This is a genomic window from Rhodoblastus sp., assembly GCF_019449565.1.
Classification (GTDB): domain Bacteria; phylum Pseudomonadota; class Alphaproteobacteria; order Rhizobiales; family Beijerinckiaceae; genus Rhodoblastus.
Genome location: NZ_JAGRPM010000072.1, coordinates 37605 through 56229, shown reverse-complemented (window position 1 = coordinate 56229; position 18625 = coordinate 37605). Strand labels below are relative to the sequence as shown.

Here is an 18625-nt window from a genome sequence, read left to right as displayed (position 1 = left end):
CAGGCTGGAAATTCATGCAATTGGTATCATGTCACGGTAATTAACGGTAATTACGTCCACCCCATTATGGCAATTTGAAAAAGTTCAATATTTTGCAATCATATCTTTTCAAGTTTTCGAAGCACTACATGGATCGTGGAAAGGTAAAAATAGAACATCCAGCTCAGCCATAGCGCCTGATCGTAACCTGTTTTTTGTTTGTCGTTATGATGTCTTATGCCAAAGTTGTTTGCTATGTCAAAAAGGTCTCTCTCATCAGCTTTTGTAAGGGTAGCTTTCATTTTTGGACGGAGATTTTCTAGTACTCCGGCGAGATCGGTAACGGCATGCCTCCGATCATCGAGACTGGCTCCATGGCGACGAAATTTGGATATTGCGGCACTTATGAGCTTGTTGACACGTTTGTCAAAAGTAGGGATATCTGCTTGGAAAATAGTTTCAAATCCTTCGTCTGGTTTACTAAGGACTTCGCCATCTTGTGAAAGTTCGAATTTATTTACGTATAAATTAAGAAGTGCGTTAATTCTTGTCCGAAAGTATGATTCTCCATCAGATTTATTGAATGTTTCCCAGTGCATTCCGCAGTCGTCCCACGAATGCATGTAGCCATGAATTGGCTTTGAGACTGTAGTAAAAAGATATTCAATCATATCAAATAAATCATCTTCCACATAAAATTGGCATTTATTATGTATTGGCCATAATCCGTCCTTTCTCAATTTAACAAAAATGTCAAAACTTACATCTTTAATGTTTCCAGCGATAAATCCTTGGTCAACACAATGAAACCCGAAATTTTCTGAAAAATAACCATCGCTAATTAATTCGGCGTAAAGCCTTTCGAAGAGAACTAGTATTTCCTTTAATTGAAAACCGTTTGTGTTTTTATTTTTTCCTGTTCTGATGGAGTAAAATACCTTTTCCATGGGGCCTTGCTCTTGAAATAGGCGTTGCGCCGCCTCGTCGAGATTTTAGGATTAAAATTTATGTGAAAAACGAAAACGGCGGGCCTTAGCCCGCCGTCTTCAATCCCTGCCTTCGCCCTCAGCTACACCCCGTCGTGCTCCCGCACGTATCGCACTTCAAACACGTCCCGTTCCGCACCAGCGTAAAATTCGCGCATTCCGGGCAGGCTTCGCCGATATAGCCTTTCATCCGCGCTTCGGCGCGGCGGTCGAGGGCTTCGTCGGGCAGTTTGACCGGGGGCGTCCAGGTCAGGGTGTCGAGCAGGCTCGGCGCGGAGGGGTCCGCGAGGGCGTCGCTCTTCAGGGCCGTCGCGCCGACGCTGACCGCCGCCACGGTCGGCGTCTTGGACGGTTCGGCGGGCGCGAAGTTCTGGACCAGCATCAGCTTGTCGGACTTCGAGCGCACGAAACCGCGCGAGATGAATTTCGACGGCGTCGAAGGCTGGCCGGGCTGCGGCGCGCGGCTCTGGTCGTCGCCCTTGCCGAGCGCGTCATGGCCGATGTCGGAGGGGTCGACATGGGCGAGATCATTGCGGCCGAGATAGGAGATCGCCAACTCGCGGAACACATAGTCGAGGATCGACGTGGCGTTCTTGATCGCGTCATTGCCCTGCACGAAGCCCGCAGGTTCAAAGCGGGTGAAGGTGAAGGCGTCGACATATTCCTCCAGCGGCACGCCATATTGCAGGCCCACCGAGATCGCGATGGCGAAATTATTCATCAAGCTGCGGAAGGCGGCGCCTTCCTTGTGCATGTCGATGAAGATCTCGCCAATGCGGCCGTCCTGATATTCGCCGGTGCGCAGATAGACCTTGTGGCCGCCGACCACGGCTTTCTGGGTATAGCCCTTGCGGCGGTCGGGCAGCTTTTCGCGCTCGCGGCGGCGCTCGACGCGCTCGATGATGCGCTCGACGATGCGCTCGGCGACCTGGGTCGCGCGGGCCGGCTGGCTCTGCGCGATGAAGGCCTCGATCGCCTCATCCTCTTCATCGTCCTCATCGGCGATGAGCTGGGAGTTGAGCGGCTGCGACAGTTTCGAGCCGTCGCGATAGAGCGCATTGGCCTTGAGCGCGAGGCGCCAGGACAGCAGATAGGCCGCCTTGCATTCCTCGACCGTCGCCTCGTTCGGCATGTTGATGGTCTTCGAGATCGCACCCGAAATGAAGGGCTGCGCCGCCGCCATCATGCGGATGTGGCTCTCGACCGAGAGATAGCGCTTGCCCGTGCGCCCGCACGGATTGGCGCAGTCGAACACCGGCAAATGCTCGACTTTGAGATGCGGCGCGCCTTCCAGCGTCATGGCGCCGCAGACGTGAATATTGGCGGCGTCGATCTCGGCCTTGGTGAAGCCGAGGAAGGGCAGCAGCTCGAAGGACGGGTCGTCGAGCTTTTCCGGCGGCACCTTGAGCGTGTTGACCAGGAACTCCGCGCCCAGCGCGAATTTGTTGAACACGAATTTGATGTCGAAGGCGCCGGCGAGCGTGTCATGCAGCTCGGCGAGCTTCTCGGGCGTAAAGCCCCGCGCGGTGAGCGTCGCCTCATTGACGCCGGGCGCCTGCTTCAGGCTGGCGTGGCCGACGGCATAGGCCTCGATCTCGGCAAGCTGAGCCTCGCCATAGCCGAGCGCCCGCAAGCCTTCCGGCACGGCGCGGTTGATGATCTTGAAATAGCCGCCGCCCGCGAGCTTCTTGAACTTTACCAGGGCGAAGTCCGGCTCGATGCCAGTCGTGTCGCAATCCATCACCAGGCCGATGGTGCCGGTGGGGGCGACGACGGTGACCTGCGCATTGCGATAGCCGTGCTGCTGGCCAAGCTCCAGCGCCTTGTCCCAGGCCGCGTGGGCGTGGGCGACGAGGGTCTGGTCGGGGCAGGAGGCGCCGTCGAGCGGCACGGGCGCCACGGCGAGCTGCTCATAGCCTTCGTTCAGGCCGTAAGCCGCGCGGCGATGGTTGCGGATGACCCGCAACATGGCTTCCGAATTTTCCTCATAGCGGGCGAAGGCGCCGCGCTCGCCAGCCATCTCGGCCGAGGTCGCATAGCAGACGCCCGTCATGATCGCAGACAGAGCGCCGCAATAGGCGCGGCCGGCGGCGGAATCATAGGCAAGGCCCGAGGACATCAGCAACCCGCCGATATTGGCGAAGCCGAGGCCGAGGGTGCGGTAGTCGTAGGAGAGCTGGGCGATCTCGCGCGAGGGGAACTGCGCCATCAGCACCGAGATTTCCAGCACCACGGTCCACAGACGCACGGCGTGCTCATAGGCCTTGACGTCGAAGACCTTGGTCGTCGGATCGCGGAACTGCAACAGGTTCAGCGAGGCGAGATTGCAGGCCGTGTCGTCGAGGAACATATATTCCGAGCACGGATTGGAGGCGCGGATTTCGCCGCCCGCCGGGCAGGTGTGCCAGTCGTTGATGGTGGTGTGGAATTGCAGGCCGGGATCGGCCGAGGCCCAGGCGGCATAGCCGATTTTATCCCAGAGTTCGGCGGCGCGCAGGGTCTTGGCGACCGAGCCGTCGGTGCGGCGCGTGAGCTTCCAGTCACCGTCCTGTTCGACAGCCCGCAGGAAGCCATCGGTGATGCGGACGGAATTATTGGAGTTCTGGCCGGAGACGGTGAGATAGGCCTCGGAATCCCAGTCGGTGTTATATTCGGCGATGTCGAAATCGCGGAAGCCCTGCCGGGCGTATTGAATGACGCGCTTGATGAAGGAGTCAGGCGCCTGAGCGCGGCGGGCGAGCTTGATCTCGCGCTTCAGAGCCGGGTTCTTCTCCGGGTCGAAGCAATCGTCGCCGCTGCCTTCGCAATTCACGGCGGCCTTGAACACCGCCTTCATATGCTTGCGCAGGATCTTCGAGCCGGCGACCAGAGCCGCGACCTTTTCCTCTTCCCGCACCTTCCAGTCGATGAAGGATTCAATATCCGGATGGTCCGCGTCCACCACCACCATTTTGGCGGCGCGGCGGGTCGTGCCGCCCGATTTGATGGCGCCGGCGGCGCGGTCGCCGATCTTCAGGAAGGACATCAGGCCGGAGGATTTGCCGCCGCCCGAAAGGCGCTCGTTCTCGCCGCGCAGCGAGGAGAAATTGGCGCCCGTGCCGGAGCCATACTTGAACAGGCGCGCCTCGCGCACCCACAGATCCATGATGCCGCCTTCATTGACGAGATCGTCGCGGACCGACTGGATGAAACAGGCGTGCGGCTGCGGATGCTCATAGGCCGAATTGGAGGCCGTCAGCTCGCCGGTCTGGTAATCGACATAATAATGGCCCTGGCCGGGGCCATCGACGCCATAGGCCCAGTGCAGGCCGGTGTTGAACCATTGCGGCGAATTGGGCGCGGCGATCTGGCGCGCCAGCATGAAGCGCATTTCGTCATAAAAGGCGCGGGCGTCTTCCTCGCCGTCGAAATAGCCGCCCTTGAAACCCCAATAGGTCCAGGCGCCGGCGAGACGGTCGAAAACCTGCTTGGCGGAGATTTCGCCGACGATGCGTTCCTTTTCGGGCAGAAGGGCGAGGGCGTCTTCATCGGGGACCGAGCGCCACAGGAACGAGGGAACGGCGTTTTCCTCGACCCGCTTCAGGCGAGCCGGAACACCGGCCTTGCGGAAATATTTCTGCGCGAGAACGTCGCAGGCGACCTGGCTCCAGGCGGCCGGCACCTCGATCCCGCTCTGGGCGAACACGGTCGAACCGTCGGGATTGCGGATTTCGCTCTTGGTCTGCCGGAACTCAATGTCCTGATAAGGCGATTGATCCGCTTTGGTGTAATGCCGTTCGATCCGCATGTTCCGCCCCCCGATTGCGCCCTCGCGGCGCGCGCTATTCCAACGTCAGTTATCTGCGCCGAGGCGGAAGCGCCGCATGCGTCGGGAGGCGGGGAAAAGCTTCCCAGCCAGGCCAGACGAACGCGGCAAACGACACGCCAAGGAATGAAAAAAGCGCAAGACCGCCGCGCTGAAAGGCGCGCGTCCGTCACATCCCGGCGTGTCGCCGCTTTTTCCGCTGAACCCGCGAGGCTGAAATCGGTTGCGCCGATTCTTCAACCCGTGGGGAGCGCTGGCAGCGTCGCCGGGATGATTGAAGCTAACGCCGGCCCTATTGAGACGTCAAGATATAGTGTTGGATTTTATGCATCCCACTACAAATTGGGGATTCTGGGGACAAGTTCAATTAATTCTTAAGAAAATTTTGCATTTTGCCGCGACTTGGCCTAGCGGCCTCACAGCCCCAGCCAGGGCTGGAGAATCGGCAGAATGATGCTGGTCAGGGCGCCATTGAGTCCCATGGCGATTCCAGCAAAAGCGCCGGCCGTCGAATCGATATGAAAGGCGCGGGCGGCGCCAACGCCATGCGAGGCGAGCCCGGCGGCCATGCCAATGGCGGCAGGATCGTCGATTCGCATCAGCTTCATCAGCGGCGAGAGAATCATCGCGCCGAAAATGCCGGTCGCCATGACCAGCGCGGTGGTGAGGAAGGGCGCGCCGCCGAGTCGCTCCGACAGGCCCATGGCGATGGGCGAGGTGACCGATTTCGGCGCCAGCGACGCCGCGATCTCATGCGAGGCGCCGAGCAGCTTGGCGATGGCCACCACGCTGACGATCGCCACCACCGAGCCCACGCAGAGCGAGGCGGCTATGGGCAAGGCGGTCGCGCGCACGCGCTCGAAATTCCGGTAGAGCGGCACGGCGAGCGCGACGGTGGCCGGGCCGAGCAGGAAATGGATGAATTGCGCGCCGGCGAAATAGGTTTCGTAACTGGTGCCCGTCGCCTTGAGCGCGACAATGATGAGAAATGTGGCCAGAGCGACCAGATTGACCGCCGGATGGCGGTTGAACGCGATAGAAATGCGGTCGGCGACGATAAAGGCGACGAGGGTCAGCGTCAGCCAGGATAGCGGGCTGGTCGACAGATAGACCCAGACTTCCGGGTGGGGCGCGATGAGCGAGGGAATCATGAATTGGAGCCGGCGAGCAGGCGGAAGGTGAAGGCCGTCGCGGCCATGGCGAGAACCGTGGAGATCGACAGGGCGAGGATCAGGGTCAGCGCATTGGCGGCGAGCAGGTCGAAATAGCGCATCAGGCCAACCGAGGCCGGAACGAAGAGCAGCGACAAATGGCCGAGCAACCCATCCGCGGCGGCGCCGATTGGTTTAGGAACGTCGCCCGCGCCCTTGCCGCCCTCGCCGCCGCGCAGAACCAGAGCCAAGAACAGCAGGAACATGCCGAGCACGGGGCCGGGCAGGGGCAGGGCGAAGGCGCGGACGATGAACTCGCCCAGCAATTGGCAACCGAATATGCCGGCGAAAGCGACGATCATTTTTCCCTCCGGCGGCGGAATCAAATTTTGCTTGGGGCGGCGCCACTCTAGAACAATGAACGACTGGACAGAAGCGCCCGACGCGGCCATAGTCCGCCGCGATCGGAGTCAGGCCGGACTGAAACGGGATTTAGCGCGATGAAATGGCTCGTCCAAACATTCACCTGGTGGAATGAGCAGTCGCTCGGAACGCGGCTGCACACCTGGCGGCATGGCGAGCGCGTCGGCGAAGATCAGTTTGGCAATGTCTATTACCGCTGGCGCGACGGCAAGATCGATCCGGCGCTCGGCTTCAACCGCCGCTGGGTGATCTTCAACGGCGTGGCCGAAGGCTCCAAGGTTCCGCCCGGCTGGTACGGCTGGCTCCACCACATGACCGACGAACTGCCCACCGAGACGGATTACAAGCCGCGCGAGTGGGAAAAGCCCTATGTGTCCAACCAGACCGGCACGCCGAACGCCTGGCGCCCGCCGGGCTCGACCCTCGCAGCCGGCGCCCGGCCCCAGGCCACCGGCGATTATCAGGCCTGGTCGCCCGAGGCCTGATGCGCTTTTCCCGGTCCTTCGTTTCCCGGTCGCTTTTCTGCGCTCTGGGCGCGGCCCTGCTGGGGCCCGCCTGCGCGCGCGCGGATCAGGTGCGCCATCCGACCGCCATTTTCGCCGGGCTCGACAAGATCACGGGCCGCATCATTTCCTTTGACGTCGCGATCGACGAGACGGTGCAGTTCGGAACTCTGCAGATCACGCCGCGCGTCTGCCTGACGCGGCCGCAGACCGAGGCGCCGCTGACGGAAGGTTTCGTCGAGGTGGACGAGATCGACGCCGCCCGGACCTCGAAGCGGATCTTTTCCGGCTGGATGTTCGCCGCTAGCCCCGGCCTGCATGGCGTCGAGCATCCGGTCTATGACGTCTGGCTGAAGGATTGCAAAGGCGGCGTCGAAGTCACGGCCTCGCCGGCCAACGCGCAGCCCAATCCCAATGCGCCGCCGCCTGCCAACGCCGCTCCGGCGAAAGACGGCGCCGCCGCGAAAAAGCCCCGGCGCACGATCGAGCCGCAGGAGCCGGTCGAACCGACCATGGACAGCCTGCCGCCGACCAATCCCGACACGCCGCCGCCGCCCGCAGACGATCGCCCGGTCAATGGGAATGGTTCGCCGGAAGGTCTTGGCGCCCCGATCGAAGTGGGACCGCCGCCCGGCGCCCCGCGTACGAGGGCGCCCGCCAATGGCCAGAGCGCGCCCGCCGCGCCTGATCAGGGTTTTGGCGCCCCGGGCGACGCCCCGCCGCCTGCGCCCAAGCCGCCAAAGCCGAAACGCAAGCCGCCCGTTGATCCCAATGCCGCGCCCCCGGCCGGCGGAGCCGCCGCGCCGGCGGCCCCCTCTGCGGCTCCCGCGCCGCAGCCCCAGCAGCAAAAGCCGTCCGGCCCGCAAGAGCTGCTGGAGAAAATCCCCTTCTTCCGCTAACGATGGCGGCGCTCAGGCGCCATCGCGCACGAGGGTCAGCACCTGCTCGGGCGGAGCGAGCGGGTCAAGCCGCGCGAAATCGCCATGGATCATCAAGGCGACTTCGAGCTTGCGGCGATATTCGTCGCGGGAAATTTCCACCGCGCCGAGGCTCGCCAGATGCGGCGTGATGAATTGCGCGTCGAGCAGCGTAAAGCCCCCCAGACGCAACCGCGCGACCAGATAGGCGAGGCAGACCTTTGAGGCGTCCGTGACGCGGTGGAACATGCTTTCGCCGAAAAAGGCGCCGCCGAGCGCGAGGCCATAAAGGCCGCCGACCAGTTCGCCGTTGCACCAGGCTTCAACCGTATGGACGAAACCCAGCTCGAACAATTGGCCGAACAATTGGGCGATCGTCCCGTTGATCCAGGTGTTTTCGCGGCCCGGACGGCTTTCGGCGCAACCGGCCAGCACGCCGTTGAAATCATGATCGACCCTGATCTCGAATTTTTGCGCGCGAAGCGTCTTGGCGAGGCTTTTTGAGACGATCAGGCCGTCCAGCGGGAACACGCCGCGTTCCTTGGGGTCGAACCAGTACAGGGCGTCGTCGCCGGCATCTTCCGCCATGGGGAAGAGGCCCGCGGCATAGGCGCGCAGGAGAATGCGCGGCGTAATCGGTTCGGACTCGGGCTGGCGCGGGCGCATGGCCAAATTTAGGCCCCTCGAACGATTACGAACAAGCCTTTTCTTAACTGTGAAAATTATCACCTGAAAACGAGCGAGACGCGAGAGCCGCCATATTTTCTGTTCCCGTCATCTCCCACCGCGCCCCGTTTGGCGGCGGAAATTTTATAGTTCATTTTCCGGCCGCAGATTCCGATCCAGCCCGTTTCGGCTTCCGGGCTTAATGGCGGCTTATACGCGCCCTCAATTCGTTCCGCGTTACTTGCTTTCAGGCGCGGCCTGACCTTGGTGTGGAAAAAGAGATAGAAATCATGAGGCGTCGCCATTTCGCGGCAATTTTCTGGGGTTCCTAACGCCAAAAGGGCGGCTTCATACATATGCGCCGCGTGGTAATCATCCTCGGATTCGGCGGTTCCAGCTCCTTTGCGCAAGCTGAGCGAAATCTGTCTGATTTCGAGCGAGGGCGCATAGTCGATCGAAATCAGCTGAGGCGGTTCGGACTGCTCTGCAGAACGGATGTGATAGGCGACGCTGACAACGCCCTTGGCCTTCCCCCTCCCGGCGACGTCCCCGGTCAGGTATTTCTCAACGCTTCGTTGCGCCATATAGTAATCGGCAGAGCCAAGATATGGCCTTATCGCATCGAGGCAAGCCGTCACCGTCGCGCCAAGGCAGGCGTCAATGGCGAGGGCGGGCGATGCGAAAAATTGCGCGCCAAGGAACGCCAGCATGACGGCTAGAGCCAAACTCAACTTTCTCATTCGCGTCTCGAAAAAAGGGTGATGTTCGCGTTCGCTGGGACGGAGCGGTAGAGGTCGCAATCCTCTCAGGATATCGCCGTAGCCGCTTTTGTGTCATTGCCGCCATCGAAATTTGGGCGGGGAATTGATGTCGCGGGTCCGCTCCGCGGTCAGTTCGTCTTACTGATGTGGCCGTCGAGGAAAATGAGCTTGTCGGCGCCGTCGGCGCGCCAATAGACATAGGCGTCGGGCTGGCCCCAGCTCGGGCTCAGCCAACGGGCGCCCAGAACGCTCTCGTCATTGGGGCAGGGCGCGAATAGCGCGAAACCCTCCTGTTTCAGCCGCGCTTCCAGCGCGCCGGCGTCCGTGCCGAGCGGAAAATTCTTGCGCAAGGCCTCGCCCAGCGCGGCGGGCGGGCGAACGCCCTGTTTCCGTCGCGCGTCCTGTTCATAGAGCGAGCGCGCCGGACAGGGCGCGCCGCGCAGCCCGTCGTCGGGCAGACCGGCGATCAATGCTGGAACCGGCGCGTTCGCGGCGCGGAACAGCCAGAAGCCGGCGCCAGCCAGCGCGACAAGAGCGACGAGGGTCGCGATCAGGCGCACTCAGGTTTCCGGATCGTCCATGCCGCCGGCGGCGAGGAAGTGCTCCAGCCAATGGATGTCATAGGCGCCATCCTGGATATCGGCATTACGCACCAGGGTGCGGAACAGCGGCAGGGTCGTGTCGATGCCGTCGACGATGAATTCGTCCAGCGCGCGGCGCAGGCGCATCAGGGCCTCGATGCGGGTGCGGCCCTGGACGATCAGTTTGCCGAGCAGCGAATCGTAATAGGGCGGGATCGTATAGCCCTGATAGACCGCCGAATCGACGCGCACGCCGACGCCGCCGGGGGGATGATAATAGAGGATCTTGCCCGGCGAGGGTCGGAACGTGACCGGATTCTCGGCGTTGATGCGGCATTCGATGGCGTGGCCGCGCAGTTCGAGATCGGACTGAGCGAAGCCGAGCGGCGCCCCGGCGGCGATCTTGATTTGCTCCACCAGCAGATCCAGCCCGGAAATCGCTTCGGTGATGGGATGCTCGACCTGAATACGCGTGTTCATTTCGATGAAATAGAACTCGCCGTTTTCATATAGGAACTCGATGGTGCCGGCGCCGGAATAGCTCAATTTGCGCATGGCGTCGGCGCAGATCTCGCCGATGCGGTTGCGTTCGTCCTGGTTCAGCGCGGGCGAGGGGGTCTCCTCCAGCACCTTCTGGTGGCGGCGCTGGAGCGAACAGTCGCGCTCGCCGATATGGACCGCGTTGCCTTGGCCATCGCCGAGAATCTGAATTTCGATATGGCGCGGCTTTTCGAGATATTTCTCGAGATAGACCGCGTCGTCGCCGAAGGCCGCCTTGGCCTCCGTGCGGGCGACGGAAAGCGCATCGGGCAGATCGACAGCCGTGCGCGCGACCTTCATGCCGCGCCCGCCGCCGCCGGCGGCCGCCTTGACCAGCACCGGAAAGCCGATCTCCAGCGCGATCTTCATGGCCTCGTCGTCGTCGGTCACGCCGCCTTCCGAGCCGGGCACGCAGGGAATGCCGAGCGCCCGAGCGGTGCGCTTGGCCTCGATCTTGTCGCCCATGATCCGGATATGCTCGGCCTTGGGGCCGATGAAGGCGATGCCGTGATCGGCGAGGATTTCGGCGAATTTGGCGTTTTCCGACAGGAAGCCATAGCCGGGATGGACAGCGTCGGCCCCGGTGATTTCGCAGGCCGCCAGCAGGGCCGGAATGTTGAGATAGGATTCGCGCGCGGCGGGCGGACCGATGCACACCGACTCGTTCGCCAGCTTGACGTGCATGGCTTCCGAATCGGCGGTGGAATGCACCGCGACGGTGGCAATGCCCAGCTCCTTCGCGGCGCGAAGAATTCGAAGGGCGATTTCGCCGCGATTGGCGATCAGGATCTTTTCGAACATCTTGTTCTCATTTTTTCTCGCCGCCGCCCGGGCGATCTCCGCGAATCCCTCGCATCCTTGTCCCATTCCAATGCGGGCGCGCGGCCAGCGTCCTGGCTGCGCGCGGCCGTCAGGAAATGACGAGCAGCGGCTGGTTATATTCGACGGGCTGCGCGTCTTCGATCAGAATGGCGGTGATGGCGCCGGACTTGTGCGCGACAATGTCGTTGAAAGTCTTCATCGCCTCGATCAGCAGAACCTTCTGGCCCGCCGTCACATGCGTGCCGATCTCGATGAAGGGTTTGGAATCCGGGCTCGGCCGCAGATAGGCGGTGCCGACCATGGGCGATTTGAGCGCGTCGGCGTTGTCGGCGAGGGAGACCGGCGTCTCGGCGGGCGCGGCGGCCGGATGGCCGGGAGCCGCGACCGGCGCCGCCAAGGGCGCGGGCGCCGTCGCATAGACGGGAGCGGGGGCCGTGGCCTGACGCGCCACGCGAATGCGCAGATCGCCTTTTTCGACCTCGATTTCGGTGAGGTCGGATTCGCTCAGCAAGGTCGCTATTTCGCGGACGAGTTTGGCGTCGATCTTCTCGCCGGTCTCGCCGGAACGGGCGGGCTTGGTGGCGGAGGAGCTGGTTCTGCTCATTCTTAATCGGCCTTGGCTATGGGGCAGGTTTGAAATTTTGGCGCCACCAATCCGAAGCGCCGTCTCGGGCGGCCTCGGCGCGGGTCGGCCGGCCCCTGTTTCTATTCCTGGTTTCGATTCGCAGCTTCGTTTCGAAAATTGTGACGATTCTCAGCGCCCGGTCATAAGCTTTTTAGCATGGCTTTGAAAGAGTCATCGTTTCGGCGCCTTCCCGGCCGTAAATATCCCCATATTTCGGCGCCGCTTGTTTTTGCCGATGCGGCGCACTAGGTTTGCCGCAAGACGCGATCTGTCGCGCTCAATCGGGTTTCGAAAGGTTTTTGGTCATGGGCAGTTTCTCCTTGCCCCATCTGCTCCTTCTGGGTGTCGTTGTACTCATCCTGTTCGGCGGCAAGGGCAAAATCTCCGAAATCATGGGCGATGTCGCGAAGGGCATCAAATCCTTCAAGAAGGGGCTGTCCGACGAGGAGGCTCCAGCCAAGCCCGGCGAGCCGCCGCGCACCATCGAGCACCAGGCGCCCGCGACCGTCGACGCCTCGCGCGACGCCAACAAGGTCGGCTGAGCCATAGCGCCCCAGAGCCCCCCTCTTGAGGCGATCTCATGAGGCGATCTCTTGGAAAATCGTGTCAAACATTTGATTTGACGGTTATTTACCCCTGAGCGATCGGCAGGCGCCGCGCGATTGCCAGAGAGGGCTCGATGTTCGATTTCGATGTGGGCAAGCTACTGCTGATCGGCGTCGTGGCCCTGATTTTCATTCCACCCAAGGATCTTCCCAACGCCCTGCGGCAACTTGGCCGAATCATTGGGCAGGCGCGGCGCATGGCCTCGGATTTCCAGGGCCAGTTCAGCGAGGCCCTGCGCGAGGCGGAGCTGTCGCAAATCAAGGACGAATTGCACAATCTCAAGCAGAAGGCCTCCGTCGAGGACGCCTTCTCGCATGTCGCAGACATGCTGGAGACCAAGGTCGAGACCCCGGCGGCGCCTGAAGCGGCGGGACCGGAGGCGCCTGCCGTCGAGGCGGCGTCGCCGGAAACCGCGCCCACTTCGGCGCCAGTTCCCATGCCCCAGCTCGCGCCTTTGCCTGAGCCCTTGCCCTTGCCCGAAGCCTCCGAGCCCCAAGCCTCCAAGCCCGGTCCGGGGAGCGCGGCATGACCCAGGCCGATATCGACTCGACCAAGGCGCCGCTCATCGAGCATCTGATCGAATTGCGCGCGAGGCTGATCAAGGCGCTGCTCGCCTTCCTCGTCGCCTTCGCCTTCTGCTTTTATTTTTCCCACCACATCTACAACATCCTGCTCGGGCCTTATGTCTCGGTGGTCGGCGCGGAAAACGCCAAGCTGATCGCCACCCATTTCCTTGAGCAGTTCTTCACCCAGCTCAAATTGTCGATGTTTGGAGCGGCCTTCATCGCCTTTCCGATCATCGCCCTGCAAATCTATAAATTCGTGGCCCCGGGGCTCTATTCCCACGAGCGGCAGGCCTTCGCGCCTTATCTGCTGGCGACGCCCGCGTTTTTTTTCCTGGGCGCGCTGCTGGTCTATTACATGGTCATGCCCTTTCTCATCCGGTTCTCGGTGAGCTTCCAGCAGCTGGGCGTGAAGGGCGAGGCGACCATCGAGTTGTTGCCCAAGGTCAGCGAATATCTCTCGCTGATCATGACGCTGATCTTCGCCTTTGGCGCCGCGTTCCAGCTTCCCGTCATTCTCACGCTGCTCGGTCATATTGGCATCATCGACCGGGCGTTCCTGCGGGAAAAGCGCCGTTACGCCATTGTGCTGATCACGGTCGTCGCGGCCATCCTGACGCCGCCGGACCTGATTTCCATGTGCGCCCTTGTCGTTCCGATGCTGCTTCTTTACGAAGGGGCGATTTTCGTGGTGGGCCTGATCGAGAAAAATCGTCCGGCGCCTTCCGAAGATTAAATTTCTTGCCGTTATTTCCGACTTGTCGGTAATAACGGCGCCCGGCCGCGTCAGCGGCCGCCGCGCCAGTCGGCGTGGACGCCATAGGCCGTTTTCAATGTCCATTGGCGCGACCTTTTCGCTGGAATTTCGAGCCGACCATGCATGACATCAAAGCGATCCGCGACGACCGCGAGGGCTTTCGCGCCGATCTTCTGCGCCGCAAGCCTGACGAGATTGCCGCCGACGCGCTGCTGGACCGCCTGATCGCGCTGGACGACGCCCGTCGCGCCGCTATCGCCAAGGCGCAGAGCGCGCAGGAGCGCCGCAACGCCGCGTCGAAAGAAATCGGCGCTGCGATGAAGGCCAAGGACGCGGCCCTCGCCGATAGGCTCAAGCAGGAAGTCGCCGAGCTGAAAAGCTCGATGGGCGCGATCGAGGCCGAGGAGCGCAACGCGATTCTGGCGCTGGAGACGGAACTCGCGGCCATTCCCAACCGTCCGCTAGCCGAGGTCCCGCCCGGCGCCGATGAGGATGACAATGTCGAATTGCGTCGGGTCGGCGACAAGCCCGCCTTTCCCGAGGGCTTCAAGCCAAAGGAGCATTTCGAGATCGGCGAGGCGCTCGGCCTGATGGATTTCGAGGCGGCGGCCCGGATGTCGGGCGCGCGTTTCGTGGTTCTCAAGGGCAAGCTGGCGCGGCTGGAGCGCGCGCTCGCCCAGTTCATGCTGGACCTCCATACCGATGAGCACGGCTATCAGGAAGTCGCCCCACCCGTGCTCGTCCGGGACGCCGCCATGTTCGGCACGGCGCAATTGCCGAAATTCAAGGATGACCAATTCGCTGCGCTGGGACTGCCGGGCGTCGAAGGCCTGAAAGACGCCTTGGCCGGCGTCGAGGCCGTGGCAAAGGCGGGCGGCGATCTCGCGGCGCAGGTCGCGGCGACGCCCCCGGCGGATTCGTTCGAGATCGATCATTTCTGGCTCATCCCCACCGCCGAAGTGCCGTTGACCAATCTCGTCCGCGAGCAGATTCTCGATGAAACTGCTTTGCCGCTGCGTATGACGGCGGGCACTTTGTGCTTCCGCGCCGAAGCCGGCGCCGCGGGGCGCGATACGCGCGGCATCATCCGCCAGCATCAGTTTTCCAAGGTCGAGCTGGTCTCGATCACGACGCCGGAGCAATCCCTGGCGGAGCACGAGCGCATGACCGCCTGCGCCGAGGAAGTGCTGAAGCGGCTCGGGCTGCCTTATCGCGTCGTGGCGCTCTGCACGGGCGACATGGGCTTCGCCTCGCAGAAGACCTATGACATCGAGGTCTGGATGCCGGGACAGGATCGCTATCGCGAAATTTCCTCCTGCTCGGTCTGCGGCGATTTCCAGGCCCGGCGCATGAACGCGCGCTATCGCCCCGCCGAGGGCAAGGGCGCGCGCTTCGTCCATACGCTCAACGGCTCGGGCGTGGCGGTGGGCCGCGCTCTGGTGGCGGTGCTGGAGAATTACCAGAACCCGGATGGCTCGGTGAGCGTGCCGGAGGCTCTGAAGCCCTATATGGGCGGGCTGGAAAAGATTCTTCCCGCCTGAGCAGTGCAATGAAAAGGCTGTTTCCCCTGACCGCCCGCGTGATAAGCCGATGCGGCGGGGCTAAGAATCGGGCGGGCGGACATGCGCATTCTCATCACCAATGACGACGGCATTCACGCGCCGGGGCTCAAAGTGCTGGAGCGCATCGCCAAGGCTCTGTCCGACGACGTGGTGGTGGTGGCGCCGGAGACGGATCAATCCGGCGTCGCGCATTCGCTGTCGCTGTCCGATCCGCTGCGCCTGCGCAAGATCACCGACCGCCATTACGCCGTGAAGGGCACGCCGACCGATTGCGTCATTATGGGCGTGCGCAAGCTCATGATCGACAATCCGCCCGATCTCGTGCTGTCCGGCGTCAACAAAGGCCAGAACGTCGCCGAGGACGTGACCTATTCCGGCACCATCGCGGGCGCGATGGAGGGCACGCTGCTCGGCATCCCCTCGATCGCCCTGTCGCAGTGCTATTCGCCCGACGGCGTGTTTTGGGAATGCGCCGCGACCCATGCGCCCGGGCTGATCAAGAAAATCATGGCGCGTGGCCTGCCGACCGGCGTGCTGATGAACCTCAATTTTCCTGCCTGCGCGCCCGAAGAGGTGCAGGGCGTCGCGCTGGCGCGCCAAGGCCGGCGCGAGCAGGAATTGATGAAGATCGAGGCGCGCTTCGACGGTCGCGGCAATCCCTATTACTGGATCGCTTTCGAACGCCCGGCGTTCCTGCCGGGCGAAGGCACCGATCTCGAAGCGGTCGCCCAGAAGCGAATCTCGGCGACGCCGCTGCGCCTCGACCTGACCGACCGCGCCGCGCTCGATCATTTCGCAGAAACCTTCGCGTGAGGCGCTCATGGGGCCGCCTTCCGCCTCCTCTTCGGTGATACTGGCTTCGGCGCAGGCGCGGGCGGAGGCAAAGGCGCAATTGCTGCTGCGGCTTCGGGCGCAGGGCTATGCCGACCTGCCGCTGCTGCGGGCGCTGGAGAGCGCGCCGCGCGAGAATTTCGTCGGCCCGGCCTATATCGATCTCGCCTTGCGCGACGTCGCCGTCCCCCTCGCCTTCGGCCAGACCATGGAGGCGCCTTCCGCGCTCGCCCGGATGATCGCGGCTCTGGCGCCGCGTCCTGATAGCCGCATCCTCGAAATCGGCGCGGGATCAGGCTATTCGGCCAAGGCCCTGTCGCTGCTCGGGCGCGAGGTGGTGAGCCTGGAGTGTTTCGAGCGGCTGGCTCAGGAGGCCCGTGCGCGGCTGGAACGGCTCGGCGCGCGCAATGTCGCGGTCGTCTGGGCCGACGGCTTCGAGATTTCGCCGTCGCTGGGCCTGTTCGACCGCATTCTCGTCCACGGTGCGCTGGAAGAGGTTCCGCCCAATCTGTCCGGGGCGCTGGGCGAGGGCGGCGTGCTCGTCGCGCCGCGCCGCGCGGCGGGCGCCTGCGAACTGATCCGCCAGACCCGCGCGGGCGGGGAGGGCGTCCGGACCGAGCTTCTTGGCCCATGGCGCGCGCAGAACCTTTTGCGCGGCCTTTTTCCAAACCATTAGGCCTAATCAAAGCCTAACAGCCGGCAATTTTCTGAATATCGATTCATCTTAAACGCTCCTTTAACTCAGATTGTTTCTAATGCTCATGTTGGTTTCAGCGTGGGTGGGATGCGTGATGAGGGATAGGGTAAAATCTTCCGGAGGGGCGTTCCGGGTGGCCCTGATCGGCGTGGCCACGATCATGCTCGGCGGTTGCTCCGAGACTGGCCAGTTCGGCAATACATTCGGGTCGCCTATCAGCAGCAGCCCTCGGCTCGACAAGACCCCGACGGGGTCGGTCACGGCGGCGCCCGCGCCGCAGTCCTCGCAATTCGGCGATTTCTTCAAGGAAGCGTTCCGGCCCTTCGATGACAATTCCGCCGCGCAGCCGGCGCGCCCGCCCTATGCCGCGCGTCCCGCCGCCGCGCAGGCGCCGATTGTTCAGCGCCCGGTTCCTCCTGCGCCAATCGCCAGCGCGCCGCTCGCCCCGCCGAGCGCCCCGTCTTTTTCCGCGCCGGTCGCCGCCGCACCCGTCTTCGCGCCCTCGGCCCCCGCGGCTCCCAGGCCCGCGGCCGTCGCGCGCTCCGCGCCGAACTCGGTCGGCGGCTGGACCTCTGAAGGCGGCACGCCCGTCGTCGTCGCCCAGGGCGAGAATGCGGAAGCCATCGCCCAGCGCTTTGGCGTTCCGACTGACGCCTTGCTTTCGCTGAACGGCTATTCCTCGCGCTCGCAAGTTCAGCCGGGCGCCCGGCTCGTGATTCCCGTCTATCGCGCCAATGGCGCTCGGACCGCTGCCGCGCCGGCCATTTCGCGGCCCGCGCCGCAAGCTGTCGCCGCGCCAGTCGCGCCGCGTTTGGCCGCGAAATCGCTGGTCGGCGAGGAAGTGGACCAAGTCAAGCGCGCCGCCCCGACGCTCGCCGCGCCCAAGCTCGCCGCGCCGAAGCTGGACGCTGCGTCGCTTGCGGCTGAGAAGCGCGCCAAGCTGGCGCAGGCTCAGGCGCAACTTCAGGCTCAGGCCCAGGCCAAGGCTGAAAAGGCGGCGCTCGCCCAGGCGGAAGCCGCGAAACTCGCCGCTGCGGAAGCCGCGAAAAAAGCCGCCGCCAAGACGGCCGCCAAGACTGGGGCTGTTGCGCCGCTCGCCCAGGTGAAGGGGCTCCCGTCCGCCGCCACCGCCAAGACGGTCGCTGTCGCCACGGCCGCCGTCACACAGGCCAAGCCGGCCGCGCAGGCCGCCGTCGCACAGGCGGCGGTTGCACAAGCCAAGCCGACCGCAACTCAGGCTGCGGCGACTGCCGCCGCAGCCGTCGCTCCGGTCAAGGCAGAGACGACCAAGGTCGCCAAGGCGGAGCCCAAGGTCGACGCCGAAGCTACCGCCAGCCTGCAGCCCGCCTCGACGGCCGCAGCCGCGCCAAGCGACTCGGCCAATCCCGAATTCCGCTGGCCCGCTCGCGGCCGCGTCATTCAGGGCTTCGGTTCGAGCGGCAATGACGGCATCAATATCGCGGTGCCCGAAGGAACTCAGGTCAAGGCGGCTGAGAATGGCGTGGTCGCCTATGCGGGCAGCGAACTCAAGGGCTATGGCAATCTGGTCCTGATCCGCCATCCCAATGGCTTCGTGACGGCCTATGCCAATAATGGCGCGATCAACGTGAAGCGCGGCGACACCGTCAAGCGCGGCCAGACCATTGCTCTGTCGGGCCAGAGCGGCAACGTCTCCTCGCCGCAGCTTCACTTCGAACTGCGCAAGGGCTCGAAGCCGGTCGATCCCTCGTCCTATCTGGCTGGTCTTTAAGACTGACGCCGAGCTGACGCGAGGGTCGCGATCAAGGAAACAAGAGTTCTTTCCCTAACCGCGAGACACGGCCGGGAAAGCAACGGGGCGGCGGGGTCCA

The 18625-nt window shown here is 63.1% G+C and carries 17 protein-coding genes and 1 pseudogene; 9 read left to right on the top strand and 9 right to left on the bottom strand.

All coding sequences use genetic code 11. The features are described 5' to 3' along the window. Nucleotides 1-98: 98 nt before the first annotated feature. The 4 genes from QZ409_RS16575 to QZ409_RS16560 all read right to left on the bottom strand — a co-directional run bounded on the left by QZ409_RS16575 (nt 99) and on the right by QZ409_RS16560 (nt 6283). Nucleotides 99-926, bottom strand: a complete 828-nt coding sequence (locus QZ409_RS16575) for a hypothetical protein (protein WP_296713492.1) — start codon at nt 924-926, stop codon at nt 99-101. A 118-nt stretch (nt 927-1044) separates the two neighbouring features. Next, nucleotides 1045-4752, bottom strand: coding sequence for a vitamin B12-dependent ribonucleotide reductase (locus QZ409_RS16570; RefSeq protein WP_296713491.1), 3708 nt, complete (start codon nt 4750-4752; stop codon nt 1045-1047). Between the two features lie 434 nt (nt 4753-5186). Then, nucleotides 5187-5921 carry an LrgB family protein gene (locus QZ409_RS16565; RefSeq protein WP_296713489.1) on the bottom strand — a complete coding sequence of 245 codons (735 nt, stop codon included), beginning with the start codon at nt 5919-5921 and terminating at the stop codon, nt 5187-5189. After that, nucleotides 5918-6283, bottom strand: coding sequence for a CidA/LrgA family protein (locus tag QZ409_RS16560; RefSeq protein WP_296713488.1), 366 nt, complete (start codon nt 6281-6283; stop codon nt 5918-5920). Before QZ409_RS16560 ends, QZ409_RS16565 begins: the two co-directional genes overlap by 4 nt. Before the next feature lie 138 nt (nt 6284-6421). Between QZ409_RS16560 and QZ409_RS16555 the strand changes: the two genes are divergently transcribed. Next, nucleotides 6422-6829, top strand: a complete 408-nt coding sequence (locus QZ409_RS16555; RefSeq protein ID WP_296713486.1) for an NADH:ubiquinone oxidoreductase subunit NDUFA12 — start codon at nt 6422-6424, stop codon at nt 6827-6829. Then, nucleotides 6829-7344 (top strand): annotated as a pseudogene (locus QZ409_RS16550) (DUF2155 domain-containing protein); the annotation flags it as partial. The gene QZ409_RS16555 and the pseudogene QZ409_RS16550, both read left to right, overlap by 1 nt. A 414-nt stretch (nt 7345-7758) precedes the next feature. Here QZ409_RS16550 and aat read toward each other — a convergent pair. The 5 genes from aat to accB all read right to left on the bottom strand — a co-directional run bounded on the left by aat (nt 7759) and on the right by accB (nt 11738). Beyond that, complete coding sequence (aat, locus tag QZ409_RS16545; RefSeq protein WP_296713517.1) at nt 7759-8430, bottom strand: leucyl/phenylalanyl-tRNA--protein transferase; 672 nt, start codon at nt 8428-8430, stop codon at nt 7759-7761. 59 nt (nt 8431-8489) lie between these two features. Further along, nucleotides 8490-9014: a hypothetical protein gene (locus tag QZ409_RS16540; RefSeq protein ID WP_296713485.1), complete on the bottom strand. Its 525-nt coding sequence runs from the start codon at nt 9012-9014 to the stop codon at nt 8490-8492. Nucleotides 9015-9319: 305 nt separating this feature from the next. Then, nucleotides 9320-9751 carry a hypothetical protein gene (locus QZ409_RS16535; RefSeq protein ID WP_296713483.1) on the bottom strand — a complete coding sequence of 144 codons (432 nt, stop codon included), beginning with the start codon at nt 9749-9751 and terminating at the stop codon, nt 9320-9322. Beyond that, the gene (gene accC / locus QZ409_RS16530; protein ID WP_296713481.1) at nt 9752-11113 is read right to left on the bottom strand and encodes an acetyl-CoA carboxylase biotin carboxylase subunit; all 1362 of its coding nucleotides are present in this window, start codon (nt 11111-11113) and stop codon (nt 9752-9754) included. It lies immediately after the preceding gene. Between the two features lie 109 nt (nt 11114-11222). After that, nucleotides 11223-11738, bottom strand: coding sequence for an acetyl-CoA carboxylase biotin carboxyl carrier protein (gene accB, locus QZ409_RS16525; RefSeq protein ID WP_296713479.1), 516 nt, complete (start codon nt 11736-11738; stop codon nt 11223-11225). A 326-nt stretch (nt 11739-12064) separates the two neighbouring features. Between accB and QZ409_RS16520 the strand changes: the two genes are divergently transcribed. The 7 genes from QZ409_RS16520 (at nt 12065) to QZ409_RS16490 (ending at nt 18525) form a co-directional block, all read left to right on the top strand. After that, nucleotides 12065-12301 (top strand): twin-arginine translocase TatA/TatE family subunit, encoded by a 237-nt coding sequence (locus QZ409_RS16520; protein WP_296713477.1) that lies wholly within the window; start codon nt 12065-12067, stop codon nt 12299-12301. Between the two features lie 137 nt (nt 12302-12438). After that, a complete protein-coding gene (gene tatB / locus QZ409_RS16515) occupies nt 12439-12894 on the top strand; it encodes a Sec-independent protein translocase protein TatB (protein ID WP_296713475.1) in 456 nt (151 codons plus the stop codon). Next, nucleotides 12891-13664 (top strand): twin-arginine translocase subunit TatC, encoded by a 774-nt coding sequence (gene tatC, locus QZ409_RS16510; protein ID WP_296713473.1) that lies wholly within the window; start codon nt 12891-12893, stop codon nt 13662-13664. Before tatB ends, tatC begins: the two co-directional genes overlap by 4 nt. Before the next feature lie 140 nt (nt 13665-13804). Then, on the top strand, nt 13805-15226 hold the full coding sequence (serS, locus tag QZ409_RS16505) for a serine--tRNA ligase (protein ID WP_296713472.1): 1422 nt from the start codon (nt 13805-13807) through the stop codon (nt 15224-15226). Nucleotides 15227-15307: 81 nt separating this feature from the next. Then, nucleotides 15308-16060 carry a 5'/3'-nucleotidase SurE gene (gene surE / locus QZ409_RS16500; RefSeq protein ID WP_296713470.1) on the top strand — a complete coding sequence of 251 codons (753 nt, stop codon included), beginning with the start codon at nt 15308-15310 and terminating at the stop codon, nt 16058-16060. 7 nt (nt 16061-16067) lie between these two features. After that, the gene (locus tag QZ409_RS16495) at nt 16068-16754 is read left to right on the top strand and encodes a protein-L-isoaspartate O-methyltransferase (RefSeq protein ID WP_296713468.1); all 687 of its coding nucleotides are present in this window, start codon (nt 16068-16070) and stop codon (nt 16752-16754) included. A gap of 115 nt (nt 16755-16869) precedes the next feature. Beyond that, nucleotides 16870-18525, top strand: coding sequence for a LysM peptidoglycan-binding domain-containing M23 family metallopeptidase (locus QZ409_RS16490; RefSeq protein ID WP_296713467.1), 1656 nt, complete (start codon nt 16870-16872; stop codon nt 18523-18525). Nucleotides 18526-18625: the final 100 nt, after the last annotated feature.